This window comes from Streptomyces sp. JH002, from assembly GCF_050916115.1.
In the GTDB taxonomy this organism is placed as follows: domain Bacteria; phylum Actinomycetota; class Actinomycetes; order Streptomycetales; family Streptomycetaceae; genus Streptomyces; species Streptomyces xiamenensis.
Genome location: NZ_CP087989.1, coordinates 1,548,098 through 1,564,696 on the forward strand (window position 1 = coordinate 1,548,098; position 16,599 = coordinate 1,564,696).

14 protein-coding genes are annotated in these 16,599 nt (G+C 74.4%); 4 read left to right on the plus strand and 10 right to left on the minus strand.

Annotated features, from left to right (window positions below; all coding sequences use genetic code 11):
* The first annotated feature begins 39 nt into the window (after window positions 1–39).
* Together H7827_RS06570 and H7827_RS06575 are read left to right on the plus strand one after the other, a co-directional pair.
* The gene (locus H7827_RS06570) at window positions 40–228 is read left to right on the plus strand and encodes a hypothetical protein (RefSeq protein ID WP_030733743.1); all 189 of its coding nucleotides are present in this window, start codon (window positions 40–42) and stop codon (window positions 226–228) included.
* A gap of 370 nt (window positions 229–598) precedes the next feature.
* Window positions 599–1,594, plus strand: a complete 996-nt coding sequence (locus H7827_RS06575) for a LuxR C-terminal-related transcriptional regulator (protein ID WP_432743357.1) — start codon at window positions 599–601, stop codon at window positions 1,592–1,594.
* Between the two features lie 50 nt (window positions 1,595–1,644).
* On the opposite strand, the gene H7827_RS06580 is transcribed toward H7827_RS06575, so the two are convergent.
* Together H7827_RS06580 and H7827_RS06585 are read right to left on the minus strand one after the other, a co-directional pair.
* On the minus strand, window positions 1,645–1,917 hold the full coding sequence (locus H7827_RS06580) for a hypothetical protein (protein ID WP_432743359.1): 273 nt from the start codon (window positions 1,915–1,917) through the stop codon (window positions 1,645–1,647).
* Window positions 1,907–3,244, minus strand: a complete 1,338-nt coding sequence (locus H7827_RS06585; protein ID WP_432743361.1) for an amidohydrolase — start codon at window positions 3,242–3,244, stop codon at window positions 1,907–1,909. The genes H7827_RS06580 and H7827_RS06585 overlap by 11 nt, the downstream gene beginning before the upstream one ends.
* Before the next feature lie 176 nt (window positions 3,245–3,420).
* Between H7827_RS06585 and H7827_RS06590 the strand changes: the two genes are divergently transcribed.
* Window positions 3,421–3,597, plus strand: coding sequence for a thiazolylpeptide-type bacteriocin (locus H7827_RS06590; protein ID WP_030733737.1), 177 nt, complete (start codon window positions 3,421–3,423; stop codon window positions 3,595–3,597).
* Window positions 3,598–3,750: 153 nt separating this feature from the next.
* Complete coding sequence (locus tag H7827_RS06595; RefSeq protein WP_432743363.1) at window positions 3,751–4,485, plus strand: class I SAM-dependent DNA methyltransferase; 735 nt, start codon at window positions 3,751–3,753, stop codon at window positions 4,483–4,485.
* Between the two features lie 11 nt (window positions 4,486–4,496).
* On the opposite strand, the gene H7827_RS06600 is transcribed toward H7827_RS06595, so the two are convergent.
* The 8 genes from H7827_RS06600 to H7827_RS06635 all read right to left on the minus strand — a co-directional run bounded on the left by H7827_RS06600 (window position 4,497) and on the right by H7827_RS06635 (window position 16,597).
* Window positions 4,497–6,365: a TOMM precursor leader peptide-binding protein gene (locus H7827_RS06600; RefSeq protein ID WP_432743366.1), complete on the minus strand. Its 1,869-nt coding sequence runs from the start codon at window positions 6,363–6,365 to the stop codon at window positions 4,497–4,499.
* Window positions 6,366–6,380: 15 nt separating this feature from the next.
* Window positions 6,381–7,136 carry an ABC transporter permease gene (locus H7827_RS06605; RefSeq protein WP_200363979.1) on the minus strand — a complete coding sequence of 252 codons (756 nt, stop codon included), beginning with the start codon at window positions 7,134–7,136 and terminating at the stop codon, window positions 6,381–6,383.
* A 19-nt stretch (window positions 7,137–7,155) separates the two neighbouring features.
* Window positions 7,156–8,061, minus strand: a complete 906-nt coding sequence (locus H7827_RS06610; protein ID WP_432743368.1) for an ABC transporter ATP-binding protein — start codon at window positions 8,059–8,061, stop codon at window positions 7,156–7,158.
* A 45-nt stretch (window positions 8,062–8,106) separates the two neighbouring features.
* Window positions 8,107–9,225, minus strand: a complete 1,119-nt coding sequence (locus tag H7827_RS06615) for a peptidase M50 (protein ID WP_432743370.1) — start codon at window positions 9,223–9,225, stop codon at window positions 8,107–8,109.
* Window positions 9,207–10,262: a lantibiotic dehydratase C-terminal domain-containing protein gene (locus tag H7827_RS06620; protein ID WP_432743372.1), complete on the minus strand. Its 1,056-nt coding sequence runs from the start codon at window positions 10,260–10,262 to the stop codon at window positions 9,207–9,209. Before H7827_RS06620 ends, H7827_RS06615 begins: the two co-directional genes overlap by 19 nt.
* On the minus strand, window positions 10,262–12,904 hold the full coding sequence (locus H7827_RS06625; protein WP_432743375.1) for a lantibiotic dehydratase: 2,643 nt from the start codon (window positions 12,902–12,904) through the stop codon (window positions 10,262–10,264). The genes H7827_RS06620 and H7827_RS06625 overlap by 1 nt, the downstream gene beginning before the upstream one ends.
* Before the next feature lie 213 nt (window positions 12,905–13,117).
* Window positions 13,118–14,713 (minus strand): nitroreductase family protein, encoded by a 1,596-nt coding sequence (locus H7827_RS06630; RefSeq protein ID WP_432743377.1) that lies wholly within the window; start codon window positions 14,711–14,713, stop codon window positions 13,118–13,120.
* Between the two features lie 12 nt (window positions 14,714–14,725).
* Window positions 14,726–16,597 carry a TOMM precursor leader peptide-binding protein gene (locus tag H7827_RS06635; RefSeq protein ID WP_432743379.1) on the minus strand — a complete coding sequence of 624 codons (1,872 nt, stop codon included), beginning with the start codon at window positions 16,595–16,597 and terminating at the stop codon, window positions 14,726–14,728.
* Window positions 16,598–16,599: the final 2 nt, after the last annotated feature.

A 16,599-nucleotide genomic window follows, 5' to 3' on the forward strand; every position in this document is an offset into this window, starting at 1 on the left:
GTTGTCGAGCTGTACGAGCAGCACAGGAGGTGCGGCACCGTGAGCGAGAAGTCGGATGCGAACATGCAGAAGGCCAAGGCCAAGGCCGAGCAGGTGAGCGGCCGGGCGAAGGAGACGCTGGGCCGGGCCCGGGAGAAGGTCGCCGACCAGCGGGCCAAGCGCGCCGGGAGCGACGAGCGGTCGATGCGTGAACGGCTCAAGGACGCGAAGGACGCGTTCAAACGCTGACCGGGTCCCCTCCGCCACCCGGAGCGGAGTACGTCGTGGGTCCTGGCACGAGCCCGCCCCCGACGGCGATCAGGACCGGCGGTGACCGCCCGGCCCGGCCGGTGATGTGAGGATCAGCGCGGTCCGGCCGTCCGGTGAGCGTTCAGCGGCGCCCCCTCCCAGGGGGCGCCGCTTTCGTGTGTTCCGGGGGGTGGCGGGGGCGTGAGAGCGGCCCGGGGCCGGTTCCGGCAGCTACCGGCCATTCGCCGAGCGTTCATCACATGCCCCCAACGGGCAGGAGTTTTCTTGGTCTTGAGCGACCACCGTCACAGTTTGCGCCTTTACTCTGAGACCAGGTCTCCTCATGTCCCCCACACCAGGAGGTTCAGTTGTGCATGCCCACGAGATGGCGGTCTTCGGAATCTCCGCGGCGGATGAGACCGTGTACCGGCATTTCCTCCGCAATCCGGACACCACCCCGGGCCATCTGCACCGGCTGCTCGACCTCGGCGAGGAGACCGTGCGCGCCACACTCGACAAGCTCGCGGGGCTCGGCCTGCTGAGACCCGGGACGGCCCCGGGCCGTATCATCCCCGCCGCCCCCGAGACGGCCGTCGCCCGGCTCGCCGAACTGCGGCTGCGCGAGCTGTACCAGGAGGTGCAGCGGCTCACCCAGAATCAGCATATTCTCGCCACACTACGCGCGGAGACCCCCGTGCGGCACAACGCGCCGCGCGGCATCGAGCAGTTGGACGGCTGGCCGCAGATCCGCGACCGCATCGACGACCTGGCGTTCTTCACCCGCCAAGAGGTCCTGTACGCCGAGCCGATGGGCGAGGTCCCCGCCGAACGTGTCGCCTACTGCGAGCCACTGGCCCTGCGCGCGCTGCGCCGCGGCGTGCGCATCCGCGCCGTCGTCCCCGCCGCCGCGCTGGACCATCAGCCGACCGCCGCCATGCTCAGCAAGCTCGTCTCGCACGGCGCGCGGATGCGGATCGCGGACACCGTCACCGAGCACGTGCTGGTCTTCGACGGCCACTCCGCCCTCATGCCGCTGGACCCGTGGGACTCCATCCGGGGCGCGCTGCTCACCCGGGGCACCACGCTGGTCGCCAACCTGGTCGGGCTGTTCGAGAAGACCTGGGAGGGCGCCGAGGACATCGGGGTCCGCCTGGAGCGGCCGGGCGAGGAGGTCGCGCCGCTGTCGGACGGCGAACTGCGCGTCCTGCAGCTGATGTGCACGGTCGGCAAGGACGAGGCCGGCGCCCGGGGGCTGGGGGTGTCGGTGCGTACCTACCGCCGCTACATCGCCGATGTGATGCGCCGGCTCGGCGCCACCAGCCGCGCGCAGGCCGCCCTGCTCGCCCGCGAGCGCGGCTGGATCTAGCGCGCCGCCCGGACCCGCCCGGCGCCCGCACCCGGCCGTACCCCGCCCGGCTACTCCTGGGCCCAGCCGCGCAGCGCCGTGTCCGCCAGCGCCCGCCGCACCGCCTCGCGCGCCGCCGACGCGTCCACGTCGAACCGCAGCCGTACCCGGTCCGGCTCCACCCGCACCGCGTGACACGACAGTTGCGCGGGCAGCAGCCACAGCAGCCGCAGTGCGGTGGTCTCACCGCCGGGTGCCCGCTCGTCGCGGCGCACCGCGATGACGTCCACGGGGTGCACGGGGTGTTCGCGCCCGTGCCGGCGCTGCTCATGCTCACGGAACATGCTGTTCGATGCCTCCGACCGTCTCCCGGGAGTACCGCAGAGCACTCCGGAACGCCCCGGTCATCGCCCCGATGCCGGTCGGCAGGGCGGTACGGACGTCCGGGGCGAACCGCGGCGAGTGGTTGGGCGGCGGTGCGACGGGCTGATCCGTCCCACCGGCCGGGGCGAGGGCGGCGCGCCACTGCGCGGCGCCGACCGTACCCAGCATCCAGTACGCGCTCCGGATGTCCCGTCCCCCGTGCAGCCCGGCGCCCGCACCAGTGGGGCCGAACCACGGAAAGTCCTCGGTCGCGGTGCCCGGCGGCAGGCCGGACACCCTGGACTTTCCGAACAACTCCCCGTGTGCGGCGCGCAGCGCCGCGGTCAGCCCCGCGTCGGGGGCCAGCACCGGTGACCGTGAGGTCTCGGTGAGATCAGGTGGCCGCGGCGCCCCCGACGCCTCGCTCTCGGCCCGCAGCACGCGCCGTACGGCGGCGGTCATCCGCTCCAGTACGGGTTCGCCGAACGCCCGCAGGCTGATGCCGAGTTCGGCGCGGTCCGGCACCACGTTGGCGCGGTCCCCGGCGCGCAGCCGGCCGACCGTCAGGACCGCCTGCTCCGCCGGGGCGATCTCGCGCGCCACGATGCCCTGCAGGCGCAGTACGGCGGCCGCCGCCGTCACCACCGGGTCCACCGTCAGCTGCGGGGCCCCCGCGTGGCCGCCGAGTCCGTGCAGCACGGCGTCCAGGGTGACGCTGCCCGCCAGCACGGGCGCGCCCGGCGCCGCGTGGGCGAGGTGTCCGGCGGGGAAGGGCGCGGCGTGCTGGGCGAGTACGGCGTCGGGCGGGCCGCCGATGCGGTCGTACAGGCCGTCGGCGAGCATGTCCCGGGCGCCGGTGAGGGTTTCCTCGGCCGGCTGTCCGACGATCACGGCGGTGCCGCCGTGCCAGTCGGTACGGGCCAGGGCGCGGGCGGCGCCGGCGAGCGCCGCCAGGTGCAGGTCGTGGCCGCAGGCGTGCATGACGCCCGGCACGGTGCTGGCGTACTTGAGCCCGGTCTCCTCGGTGACCGGCAGGGCGTCGAGTTCGGCGCGCAGCATGACGACGGGGCCCGCGCCGCGCCGGAGCACGCCGGCCACGCCGTGGCCGCCGATGCCCTGGGTGACCGCGTAGCCGTCCTCGGCCAGCCAGTTGGCGAACAGCGCGGCGGTGCGGTGCTCGGCGCCGGAGAGTTCGGGGTGGCTGTGCAGGGCGAGATACAGCTCCAGCGCGGGGCGGAGCACGTCGGGCGCCACGGTGGGCGGTACGGCCACGGCGGCTCCCTCCTCACTCAGCGGGGCATCGATCATCGCGCTGCGGCGCCACAGCGGCCGGTCAGGCCACCGACAGAGGGTGTCAGCGTACTGACAGCGGTTGGCGGGCCCATCTGCCAGCGGGTGCGGCTGGAATGAGCAGGTGCCCAAGCGTACCGCCGTGACCGGCGGTGCCACGGGGTCGAATCCCGCTTTCCCCGAAGGAGATTCCCATGTCGAAGAAGCCCGAGCTGGCCACCCTCGCCGACGAGATCCTGGAGCTGGAGTCGGAGACGTTCGAGATCTCGGACTACTCGGACGAGTCCGAGGTCGTGCTCGCCGGTTCGACCTCCTGCTCCTCGACCTCCACCTGCTCCAGCACCACGAGCACCACCTCCTGCTCCGCCTGATCCAGGGCACCGAGCGGTCCGGCGGTCCCCTGCGGGGGGCCGCCTTTCGCGTGTGCGGCCGACGCCGCCGGGGCCGTGTTCGCGCTCGCGGTCGCCGTCGCGGTGGTGGTAAATCCTTTGCCCGGCGGCCGGCTCGCCGGTCAGACTGCCGCGATGGCCGACCGACAGTTCGAGGACGAGAGCCTCGCCGCCCTGTACGACCTGTTCTGCCCGTGGGATCCGCGCGGCGACTTCTCCTACTACTTCCCGCTGGTGATGGCGGCACGCAGTGTGCTGGACGTGGGCTGCGGCACCGGGATGCTGCTGCACCGGGCCCGCGAGGCGGGGCACACCGGGCGGCTGACGGGGATCGACCCGGCCCACGGGATGCTGGAAGTGGCGCGCGCCCGCACCGACATCGAGTGGATCCACGGCGATCTGTCCACGGCCGCGCCCGAAGGCGCGTTCGATCTGGTGGTGATGTCGGGCCATGCCTTCCAGGTCTTCGTCACGGATGACGAACTGCGCGCGAATCTCGCGGCGATCCGCTCGCTGCTGAGCGAGGACGGCCGGTTCGCGTTCGACACCCGGAACCCGGCGGACCGCGCCTGGGAGCGCTGGACGCCCGAGCACGGCCGCGAAGTGACCGGGCCCGGCGGGGAGCTGATCCGCTCCGAGCACCGGGTGACGGCGGTCGGCGGCGGCACGGTCAGCTTCACCACCAGCTACACGACCGACGGCGGCCCGCCCGAACTCAGTCACTCCACCCTGCGCTTCCTGGACCGCCCGGAGCTGGCCGCCTTCCTCGCCGGGGCCGGCCTGGAGATCGTCGTCCAGCACGGCGACTGGGACGGCTCCCCGGTGACGGACGGAAGCGTCGAGATCATCACGGTCGCCCGCCGCGCCTGACCCCTCTGTCCCTAAGGGAAGGGGTGCGGGGCCGGGTTGAGGTCCGTCGTGCCCGCCAGTCGGTGGAGTCTGGGCATCAGCGGGGCGCGCTGGCGCCGGTGGCCGAAGTCCAGCGGGAGCAGTCCCGGGACGAGGGTGGCGACGGTGTGCAGGCCGATCGCCGCCTGTTCCGGGGTGGTCTGGTCGACGGCGATCACGTCGTGCCCGGCGGTGGCCAGCGCGTCGCGCAGCGCGTGCAGATCGTCGAGCAGGTCACCGGTGCGCGGCCGGACCGCCTCCCAGTCGGCGAAGGCGTCCGCCAGGGGGACGGCCGCCGCGGGGGCGAGGAAGTGCTGGGCGTGCCCGGCCATCTCCGGCAGGCCGTACAGCTGGGCGTGGTCCTTCAGATGCTCGACCCTCGTGTGGTCCCGTGCCATCGCCCGCAGTTCCGTGAGCCGCTCCCCCACCTGGTAGGGCAGGTGCGGGATATAGGTGAGGACCTCGGAGAGCGCGCTGTCCACCGCCGACTCCGCGTCCAGTGCCGCCGCCGCGCCGAAGGAGAGGTATCCGGGGCCGCCGTCGCGCCGTACCGCGAGACCCGTGATGACCGGTACCGGCAGGTCGGCGCGGGTGTCGAAGGCCCGCACCTCGTAGCCCAGCAGCTCCGCCCGGTCCAGGGCGGTGCGGATCGCCGGGTCGCGGCAGCTGTCCAGGTCGATGCGGGCCGGGCGGGTCCGCCCGTACCAGGCGACCAGGAACGCGTCGCGTTCGATCAGTTCCAGCAGCCCGAACAGGATCGCCTCGGTCAGGGTGCCGCCGGTGGCGCAGCCGTTGGAGCACTCGAAGACGAAGTTGTCGGCCCGCTCCCCCGCGCCGTAGTGCGCCAGCCTGGCCGGCACCAGGACCGGGTGGTCCTTGCCCAGCGAGTGCCCCCACAGCCAGGGCATCTCACGGTCCGGGTCGAACGGAGAGAGCAGCGGGTCCTCGCGGTAGGTGGACGCGGCGTACAGGCCGCAGTCCGCCGGGTGCAGGACCTGGCGCTCCCCGTGGGCGCGCAGCAGGTCGTGGTACGAGCCGCGCACCGGCTGGAGGCCGCGCCGCGCGTGGGTGCCGGCGTACCGTTCCAGGCCCTCCAGGAAGGCGAGCCGGCGGCTGGTCTCGTAGCGCGAGGCCTGACCGCTCCAGGTGACGTCGTTGAGACCGGCGTACCCGCGCACGAAGTGGCTGCCGGAGACGGGGGCGGTGGTGGTGGAGACGGGGTTGAGTTCGGTGCGCGAGCCGAGCGCGCCGCACACCGGGTTGGCGAGGGCGTTCTCGGGCAGCGGGAACGAGGCCAGCGGACGGGTGCGGTGCCCGGCCGTCCGGGGTGAGGGGGTCAGCCGCATCCGGGCGCGCTCTGCCGAGGCGGGGGCCGGCCGGACGCAGTGCGGGCACAGCGGTTCCGGCAGCAGCGGGAAGGTGGCCAGCGCGAGGGTGTTCAGGTCGACGCGGGTGACGCGGGCGGGTTCGCCGGGCGGCAGTGCGCGGGGCGCGAGCGCCGCGCGGGCGGCCCGCACCGCGTCCAGCGCGTACTCGGTGAGCACCGGCCAGGCGGTGGCCCCGTCGGGGTCGAAGCCCAGCTCCAGCGCCTCCCGTTCGGAGCGGGAGCGCAGCCGCTGCCAGCGGATGGCCAGGCAGTGGCCGCAGCCGCCGCCCGTACCGGGGTGCCCCCACGGCCCGAGCAGGACGGCGCGGGAGCTGAGGTGCACGGTGGCGGCGGGGCGCTGGGCGGCGTACGGGTCGGGCCCGGCGGTCTGGAGGGCGTCGCCGGCGCCCAGCGGGACCACGGGGGTGCCCAGGGCGGTGGCCAGCTGGGCGCGGGCCGCTTCCAGCGGGGTGGCGGTGGCGGTGGGGAGACGCATGCGGGTGGCCCCTTCTCAGGTGCGGTCGCTCCAGCGGAAGGTCTTCAGGGCGAGCGCGCCGAACACCACGGCGAACACGGCGAGTCCCGCGGCGCCCACCGCGATGTCGGTGCCGCCGCCGGAGCCGGTGAGCGCGGCGGAGACGCCGTCGTTGAGGTACTTCAGCGGGAAGATCCACGACAGGGTCTGCATCCAGGACGGCATCGCGTCCAGCGGGAAGAACGAGCCGGACAGGAACGCCATCGGCACCATCAGGCAGTTGGCGACCGCCGCCACCGCCTCGGGGGTGCGGGCGAAGCTGCCGACGATCACGCCCAGCGCCAGGAACGCCGTGATGCCCAGCACCAGGACCGGCACGGCCAGCGGCCAGCCGGCGTCCAGTTCCAGGCCGAAGGCGGGCAGCAGGGCGACGGCGACGAACAGCACCGCCTGGATGAGGCCGATGCCGATGGACAGGACGTAGCGCGAGCCGAGCACCGTGGTCAGCGGGGTCGGGGTCATCCGGATGACGCGCAGCAGATCGTCGCGCCGCCACTGCATCAGTACGAAGCCGACGCCGAACACGGCGGCGTTGGCCACGCCCCAGGACAGCACGCCGGGCGCGATGTAGGAGATGTAGGGGCGCCCGCTCTCCTCCACCGTCTGGCCGCTGAAGATCAGCCCGAAGACCACCAGGAAGAGGAGCGGGAAGGCGAAGGTGAAGAAGAGGGTGGTCTTGTCCCGGGTGTAGGCCCGGTAGCCGGCCTCGCTCAGGGCCGCGTAGGCGCTCATGGTGTCGTACTCCGTCGCTTCAGGGCTGGTTGGTCAGCTGGAGGTAGACGTCCTCCAGGGTGGCGGTACGGGTCTGCACGCCGTGCAGGCCGCCGGCGGCCTTCTCCACGGCGGCGAGCAGCGGGCCGGCGTCGGCGGTCTCCAGGACCACGGCGTCGCCGTCGAGCGTGGCCGAGATGACGCCGGGCAGGGCGCCGGCCGCCTCCAGGGTGAGCCGCTCGGCGGGGACCACCAGGCGGGTGGCGGCGGAGCCCGAGGCGATCAGCCGGTTGGGGGTGTCGAGCGCGGTGATCCGTCCGTCCACCACGATGGCCACCCGGTCGCACAGCGCCTCGGCCTCGTCCAGGTGGTGGGTGGTGTAGACGATGGTGCGGCCGGCGCCCTTGAGATCGCGCAGCACCTGCCACAGTTCGCGGCGGGCCTGCGGGTCGAGGGCGGCGGTGGGCTCGTCCAGGAAGATCAGCTCGGGGTCGTGGACCAGCGCGGAGGCGATGGCCAGGCGCTGCCGCTGGCCGCCGGAGAGGTCCTCGACGCGGATGCCGGCCTGTGCGGTGAGTCCGACGCGGGCCAGGGTACGGTCCACCGCCGCGCGGTCGGCGCGGTAGAGGGCGGCCACGGTGCGCAGGTGCTCGTGGGCGGTGAGCCGGACGAAGAACGCCGAGCTCTGGGTCTGGAGCCCGATGCGGGGCAGCAGGGCGATGTCGCGGGGCCAGGGCCGGTGGCCCAGTACGGTGACGGTGCCCGCGTCGGCCTGCCGCAGGCCCTCCATGATCTCGATGAGGGTGGTCTTGCCGGCGCCGTTGGGCCCGAGCAGGCCGAAGAACTCGCCCTGGGCGATGCTGAAGGAGATGCCGTCCACGGCGTGTGTGGCGCCGTAACTCTTGTGGATGTCCGTCAGTTCGACGGCCGGGTCGGGGGTGGGCACGGGGGGATCTCCTTCTGGCGGTTCGGCGTTCGGCGGTTCGGTGGTTCAGCGGGTGATGACGGCGTGGGCGAGGAGGGCGAGGACGGCGAGCGCGGCGGCGACGGAGGCGAGGGCGGTGGCGGCGTAGGCCGCGTACACCCGGCGTGCGCGCGGCGGATGGCCGGCCAGCGCCGTACGGTCGCGGCGCAGGACGGCGGTGAGGTAGGTGCGGCTGGAGCCGGCGAGGCCGGTGGCGCCGACCGCTTGGCAGACGATGGTGTAGCCGTCCAGTGGGGGGAGCGGGATGAGCATGGTGAAGGCGTGCAGGGAGCCGAGGAACAGCAGCCCGGCCAGGGCGTCGGCGGTGGCGCCGTCCGGGGCGAGCAGCCACCACACGAAGAAGGGCAGCAGGAACAGGGCGTTCATCACGGCCCCGGCCGCCGCGACATGGATACGGCGCCAACGCGTCGCCAGATAGCGGTAGTTGTCAACCGTGCAATACATGATCACCATCGGTAGCCGCCAGCGCAACCCGATCTCGCCGACCGTTCCGCCGTAGTGGCGGGCCGTGACGCCGTGGGCGAGTTCGTGGCCGGCGGTGCTCAGCCACAGCAGGGCGAAGACGGCGGCCAGCAGCACCGGATGGCGCAGGACGGTGACGGCGCCGTCCAGCAGGGCCCCGGCGTGCAGGGCGAGGGTGATCTCCATGGCGGCGATCAGGACCAGCAGCGGCACGATCCAGCGGGCGGTGAGCAGCGGGCGTACGGCGCGGTGCAGCCGGGTGGCGGTGGCGTCGGCGTCGGCGACCAGCGGCAGGGAGCCGCGCAGCAGCCGGTTGGCGGGGCGCTCCTCGACGGGCGGGCCGGGGCTCTGGGGGGCGCCCGCCAGCAGGCCCTTGGTGCCGAGCAGGGCGAGCAGTTGCCGCCAGTGGGCGTCGCCGAGCCGCCGGCCGTACTCCCGCGCGTACGCCGCGCCCAGTTCCTCCAGGGTGCGGTGGCCGTCCATCCGGGCCAGCAGGAAGTGTTCGCGGACGCCGATCTCGAAGGACCGGTCGCTGCCCGGGTGGTGCACCAGGTGGACCGTGCGGGGCCCGTGGAGCAGTGGGTCGCTCAGCAGCACGCCCGCGCGCAGCGCCGGCCGGTAATCGGCGGTGGCGGCGCCCCCGCTCATGAGGTCATCACCCATCCGCGCAGCGCGCGGCCCAGGACGTGGGAGAGGTACGCCTCGTCCTGGATGGTGACATGCAGCCGGTTGTTGGTCATGTGCATGTACGGGGAGAGCAGCCGGACCAGGGCCTCGTCCGGGTCGGTGACGCGCTCCTCGCGGTCCCCCTCCCAGGACCGGAACACCAGGTCCCCGGAGAGCGCCAGCGCGTGCGCCCGCTCGCGCAGCTCCACGCAGTGCGTCGCCCAGCCCGCCAGGAACCCGGGCAGCCGCTCCGGCTCCCCGGCGGCGAGCGCGGCGCGGATGCGGGAGTACCAGCGCGCCAGCTCCGGCCCGACCTCGTCGGCCTTCCGCTCGTACTCGGTGGAGCCGATGAACCCGGTGCCCGGGAACGCTCGGTGCCAGAAGGTGTAGTAGTTGTCGAGGTACGCGGCCAGCTCCGGCTCGCCGGGGATGAACGCCGCCGACATCACCGTCATCAGCTGCGCCGAGGTGCCCAGCAGCACGGTGCGCAGATGCAGGTTCTTGGTGCGGAACGCGTCGATGACCAGGTCGCTGGAGTGCCGGAAGTGCCACTCGGCCAGCTCGATCCCCGCCGGGCCGCCGTACTTGCCGTACTCCGGCTCGTAGGGCATCGGCGCGTGGCTGTTGTTGGGGCGCAGGTTCATCTGGCCCTCGGGGTTCAGATAGGCGCCGCGCTCGTCCTCGGGGAACTCGATCTCGAAGAGCTGGTTGTAGAAGTCCTTGAGGAAGCCGGCGTCCACCTCGTACAGGGCGGGGCGCTCGGCGAGGAAGGCGTCCACGGCGGCGGCGGTACGGCGGCGCACCTCGGGCTCGGCGGCGGCGTCGGCCGGCTTCAGGCGCAGCCGCACATGCGGGCCCTCCAGCCAGTAGTTGATGAAGAACCAGTTGGCCAGCAGCCCGTCCGCCTCCAGTGCGGCGACCAGCGGGCGCACGCAGTGCAGCAGCAGGGGGCGCGGGTTGGCGGCGTAGTGGATGTGGGTGGCCTGCCAGGCGCCGCCGGCGGTGGTGGTCATGGGTGTCGTCGGTGTCGTCATCAGAAGGTCTCCACGGACAGCTCGGCGACATGCGTGCCGCGTTCGGTACGGGTGAGGGCCGCGTCCTCGCCGGGCAGCGCCTCGCGGAAGACGGCGCGGGCCGCGGGCGACTTCAGCAGGGCCTCGAAGGCGGCCAGCGACAGCGGGCTGTCGGCGTCCAGGTACTGGGGCTTGGCGCCGGTGGCGCCGCGCGCCCCGCTGTCCGCGACGGTGACGAAGGTCTGCGCGGGCAGCCCGTGCCGGCGCCGCCAGCGGTGCCAGCCGAGGAACCACTCCTGCTCGCAGGTGCCGGGCCCGCGCAGCGGCAGGACGGAGGCGGGCGCGCTCCAGCGGCGGCGGGAGAGCACCAGCTCGCCGTGGCGTACCCGGGGGCGGCGGGTGACGCCCTCGTGCGGCTCGGACTCCGGGACCCCGCCCCACACATCGACCGGGGCCATGGAGCTGGGGGACAGCAGCAGCAGGGTGCGCGGCACCTCGGGGAGGGCGAGCGGGACGAGGTAGCCCAGGTAGACCGGGATGACCTCGGTGCCGCCCAGCCGGGTGGAGCGCAGCGCCAGCCGGTCGGTGGCGGGGTCGTGCTCCAGATAGAGGTCCTCCAGGTGGAGCCGGTGTTCCTCGGGGGCGGAGCTGGTCTCGCCGGGGCAGACGATCTCGTGGTCGGTGAGCCGGGCGTGCAGATTGAGGTTGGAGGTCACCGGCCCGCCGGTGACCTCGGCGAAGACGGCGCCGGGCGGCTGGAGGGCGCGGTTGCGCTCGCGCAGCGCCGTGGTGGTCCCGGTGCCCAGCGCGTGGGTGAAGCGGCTGAAGGGGAAGGACAGACCGCCGTAGGAGCGGTTGAGGACGGCGAGGGAGCCGGCGAGCTGGACGTGGTGGCTGTAGTACTGGCGGCCGCGGGCCGCGGGGCCGAGGGCGTCGGCCACCGCGTCGAGGAGCGCGCCGTCCAGGACGAGGTCCTCGTCGGGGCCGGTGTCCTGATGGCGGTCCCAGCGTGTGCGGACGCCGTCGATGAAGGCGCGGCGTGCGGCGTCCAGGGCGCCCAGGGCGGGCAGGCCGAGCCAGTTGGGCTCGGGGACGTAGCGTCCCTGCCCGTCGAAGGGGGTGCGGCGGGCCGCGAACGACAGGTACTGGTCGAAGAAGTCCTCGTGGAAGTCGTGGACGAGCTTCAGCAGATCGTCGCAGCGTCCGCCGCGGCCGTAGCGGGCCAGGAAGAACCCCTGGAAGGTGATGCGCTGCGGCAGCGTCAGGTCGAAGGCGGGCAGGACGCGTTCGACGGCACGCAGTCCGGTGCCGACGGGCTGCTCCCAGGCGGCGCGCGGGGTGCGCACGGCGGGCGCGAGGGCGTCCTCGTACAGCAGGGTGCGCGGTACGCGGGCGGTGGTGGCGCCCAGGCCGGTCTGCACGGCGGCCAGCTGGGCGCGCAGCTCGGCGAGCAGGGTACGGCGCTCGGCGGGGTCCGCGTCCGGGTAGCGGTCCAGGGCGGCGGCCGGTGCGTCGAGGGCGGCGGCGACATCGTCCGCCCAGGGGCGGTCCAGGGTGCGCAGGGAGTCCTGGAAGGCGCGCAGCGGATCGGTGTCGTGGGCCTGGGTGCGCAGGGCCGGGATCTGCACCATGCCGACGTCGAGCAGGGCGCCGAGGTAACGGTCCACCTCGGCGGCGTCGGCGCCGCTGACCTCGGCGAGCCAGGCGGCGAGTTCGCCGTGGCGCAGTTCCGGGCGGCGCTCGAACAGGCCGAGCATCCGCTCCAGGGCGCCGCTGCGGCGCAGGAAGAACAGCCGGTCCTTGACGGTGTCGAAGGTGACGGCGGTGTCGTCGTCCCCGGCGGTCACCCAGCGGCGGACGTAGCGGACGCGGTCCTCCTCGCGGCCCCAGCCGGAGGCGAGGGCCACCGGGAGGTCGGCGCGGCGGACCGGGTCGGCGGTGATGGCCTCGGCGATGCGGCCCAGGGCCAGCACGTTGAGGCGCGGGTGACTGTGCCAGGGCCCGGCGGCGTGCAGCGTGCGGTCGGTGGCCGTGGGGTCGTCGTCGGTGAACTCGCCCGGGGCCACGCCGGTGAAGGTGGCGAACGGGCTGGTCTTGCAGGCGGTGCGGTAGAGGTAGGCGAGCAGCGACCGTTCGATCTTCCGGGACCGCTTGTCGTCCCCGGGGGCGCGCAGATAGCCGTCGAGCTGGGCGTCGAGCGCGGGCGAGGCCAGCAGCAGGCCGGAGCGCAGCCGCTCCTCGGCGGCCAGTTCGCGCAGCGCGGCGCGTGCGGCGGCGGTCTCGGCGGCCAGCAGAGCGGCGCCCCGCTCCGTACGGTCGGCGAGCGCGGCCCGGTCGCCGAGCCAGGACTCCAGGGCCCGGCCGGCCGCCGGGTCGAGGCCGCCGACCAGCGCGAGATCGGCGGCGGGGTCACGCGGCAGCCGGTTGTTGAACACCTCGCGCCGCAGCCGCAGCAGGGTACGCCGGGCGCCGCCGTCCTGCGTTCCGGTCCGCGCGACCAGGCCGTGCAGCAGATCACCGATCCGCTCGCCCTGGGCGGTGAGCCGCTCGGTGCGCTCCAGCACCTCGTCCGCCCACGCGCGCGACGCGGGAGCGCGCAGCCCCCGCACGCTCGCGACGGGCAACCCGCCGATCCGCACCATGAAATGCCGTCCGAGCGTCATCGCCGGCACCTCCCGGTGTGGCGCGGGAGACCGGGTACGGCGGCGCCGGCCGGCGCGCACCGGGCCGGGCGCGGGGGTGGCGGCGTCCGTCGCGGGAGCGCGGGTGGGCCGGACCCGGCCCGGCGGTGGCTCCTGGGGGAACCGTCCGCCGTCGCCGGGGCCGGGGGCGGGGGGTGGGGAGTGCTCCGCACGGGGGTGGTCTCCTTCGGTCCGTCAGGCGATCTCGTAGCGGAAGTCGGCGGGTGCGGGGCGCTCGTGGCCGAGGAGCATGATCAGCAGCGGGGCCTCGTCGGTGCCCAGCAGGTCGAGTTCCTCGCGGTAGGAGATGTTGTCGAAGCCGAGCGCCACCCCGCAGCCGATGCCCAGCGCCGCCGCGGCCGTGTAGGTGGCCTGGGCGATGGCCCCCACCGTGGCGTTCACGACGCGGTAGCCGCGGTCGCCGACGGCGTCCAGGACCGCGTGGGTGCGCAGGGTGGGCACCAGGACCACGCCCGCCTGTTCCAGGTTGTAGTTGGACAGGAAGTAGTTCTTCTGGAGGAACGGTCCCGGCGGCCCGGCACTCACCAGGCGCAGCGCGCCGTGCTCCGGGTCGTAGGCGTACGCCCCCGGCTCCACCCCGTCGACGTGGTTGACGAAGGCGTACAGCGTGGCCAGCCCGGGCCCGCCGCCCGCCGCGGCCGAGTCGCCGCCGAGCGAGGCGCCCGCGTGCGCGGCGGCCAGCGCCGCCGTCAGCTGGGCGGCGCTCAGCGGGCGCTGGGCGGCGAACCGGCCGAAGCTGCTGCGCCGGGCCCGCAGCGCGCCCCGTACGGTCATGGTCAGTGGCGCGGCCGCTGGCAGGTCGCACACCGCGCCTCCGGGCGCCGGCGGACGCGCGGCGGCGGGGGCGAGCGCGCCGGGCGCCGGGTGGTCCGTGGCCCCCGCCGCCGTCGCGCGCTGCATCTTGCGCAGCGCGTCGAAGCCGAGGACGGTGCGGGAGCGTTCGGCGTCCCGGTGGCGCACCGACACGGAGCCCGGTGCGGGAGCGGGCGGCTCGGGGCGGGTTCCGCCGCCCGCCCACGACAGCGGCACCACCGCGAAGACGCCCTCCGCCTCCGCCTCGACGCCCAGCAGCCGTTGCAGCCGCGCCTCGTCGAACCACAGCGCCGGCTCGATCTCCAGGCCCCGCGCCCGCGCCCACATCCGCCAGGTGCCGAGCAGGGCGCCCAGGTCCATGCTCACCGCGTGGAAGGAGAAGCTGTTGTACTTGAAGGCGTTCTGCCAGTACTTGATGCCCAGCAGCAGGTAGCTGTCGGCCGCCGGGGCGTCCGGCCCGAGCGCGGCCCGGATCTCCCCCGTCACATCGCCGGTCAGCAGCCGCCGCATCCCGTGGTGCCGGGCCGAGTAGTAGTGCAGTCCCGGCAGTACGGGGCCCCCGGCGCCCGGGGCCCAGTAGACGGCGACCGGGTAGAGCCCGCCGCCGGAGGCGGTGCCCCGCGACCAGTTGGCCATCGGGTAGCTGGGCAGCGCGCTCAGGTCGGTGTTGGCCTGGACCCCGAGCCGCCGCCCGGTCAGCCCGTAGGAGTCCCGCAGCAGCCCGGACAGCGCCGGCAGCGTGAAGCCCGCGCCTCCCCGGTCGCTCCCGGTCAGGCCCCGCGCGAGCGTCGCGTCGTCCGGGAAGCCGTCGTCCTGGGGCAGCGGCAGGATCTCGGTGCCGGGGTAGTGCTTGGTCTTGCGCGGCCCGTCGCTCCAGTCGGGTACGAAGTCGGCCGGCTCCATCGGCACCCGGCCGCGCGACATGATCGCGTCCGCGTAGTCATGGGCGTACCCCATGGTCTGCTCCGATCAGGGGAAGGGGTGGGGGGCGGGGTTGAACTCGGCGGGCGTCAGGTCGGTGGCGCGCAGCCCGGCCTCGCGCAGCGCGGTGCGCATCCGCGGCATCCCGAGCGCCCGCTGCCGCGACCAGCCGAAGTCGATGGGCAGCAGGCCGGGGACGAGCACCGAGACCGTGGTCAGGCCCAGGTCGCGCTGCTCGGGCATGGTCTGGTCCACGACGACGACATCGAATCCGGCACCGGTGACGGCCGCGGTGCAGGCGGCCAGGTCCTCGCGCAGGTCCTCGGAGACGGCGGGCACCGTGCCGTCCCCGAACCGCTCCCCCAGCGGGTGCAGCGGCCCGCGCGGGCCGTCCAGCAGGAAGCCCGCGTGCTCGCCCATCTCCGGGACGCCGTACACCAGGGGGTGGTCGTGCAGCGCCCGCACCAGGCCGAAGTCGGCGGCCATGGCGCGCAGCCGGTCCTCGTCGCGCACGGTGCGGCCGGGGAGGTTGACGGCGTCGGTGGCGATCTCGCACAGCGCGGAGTCGAGCGCCGATTCGGGGTCGAGCCCGGCGCCGGCGCCGAAGCACATCCGGCCCATGCCGCCGTCCGGGCGGACGGCGACGCCGGTGACGACGGGGATGGGGAAGCTGACGCGGGTGTCGAAGAACCGCGCCTGGTAGCCGTACATCGCCAGCCGGTCCACCATGTGGCGGGTGGCGGGGCGGGTGCTGCTGTACGGGTCGAGTTCGGGGAGCGCGGCGCGGCCGTACCAGGACAGCAGGAACGCGTCGCGCTCGATGACCTCCATCAGCCCGAAGTAGATGGCCTCCTCCAGGGAGCCGCCGGAGGCGCAGCCGTTGGAGGACTCCTGGACGAAACGGTTCTCCAGGCCCGGCGCGTGGTAGTACGTCAGCACCTCCGGCACCAGCAGCGGCCGGTGGTCGCGCAGCGAGTGACCCCACACCCACGGGATGACCCGGTCGGCGGTGAACGGCGGGACGTGCGGGTTGTCCCGGTGGAAGGCGTCCGAGTACAGGCCGCAGACGCGCGGGTCCAGGGCGGGGACGCCGCGCTCGCGCAGCCCGTCCAGGCTGTCGCGGACGGCGGCGGTGCGGCCCCTGGCGCGCATCCCGGCGTACCGCTCCAGGCCCTCCAGGATGCCGATGCGCACGCTGGTGCCGAAGCTGTCGGCGTGCCCGCCCCAGAACGTCTCGCGCAGGTACTCCCCCGACCGCATGGAGAAGCAGCCGATGGTGGCGGAGGTCGAGGTGGAGGACACGTCGTACACGACGGTGGAGCCGAGCGCGCCGCACACCGGGTTGGCGTAGGCGTCGGTGGGCAGTTCGTAGGCGTCGATGGGGCGCACCCGGAAGGTGCCCGGCCGGTGCTTGGGCGCGGGGCGCAGGGTGAGCGTGGCGGCCCGCGCGGTGTCGGGCTCGGTACGGCCGCAGGCCGGGCACTCGGGGTCGGGCAGCAGGGGGTAGCGGCGTACGCCCAGGGTCTGCAGGTCGACGAGGTGCACCACCGCGTGCGGGCCGCCGTCGCGCTCCCGGGCGCCGATCAGCGCGGTGAGGGTGTCGGCGGCGAACGGCGTCGCGTACGGGTAGGCCCCGGCGGCGCGGGTGGGGTGCGCCGGGTCCAGTTCCAGGGCGTCCCGCAGCGCCACCGACCTGACCGCCTGCCAGCGGCGTTCCAGGCAGCGGGCGCAGGGGCGCGGCCGGTCGCCGCCGGGCGCGGGAGTGGGGCCGACGATCGCGTACCGGCCGTAGAGCCGTACGGGGGTGCCGTCGGCGGCGACCGGGGAGGTGTCGGCCAGGGCGTTGTGCAGGCCCAGCGGTGCCACGTCGGCCTGCGGGCGGACCCGCCGGATCAGGGCGGCCAGTTCAGCGGTGGGCATCG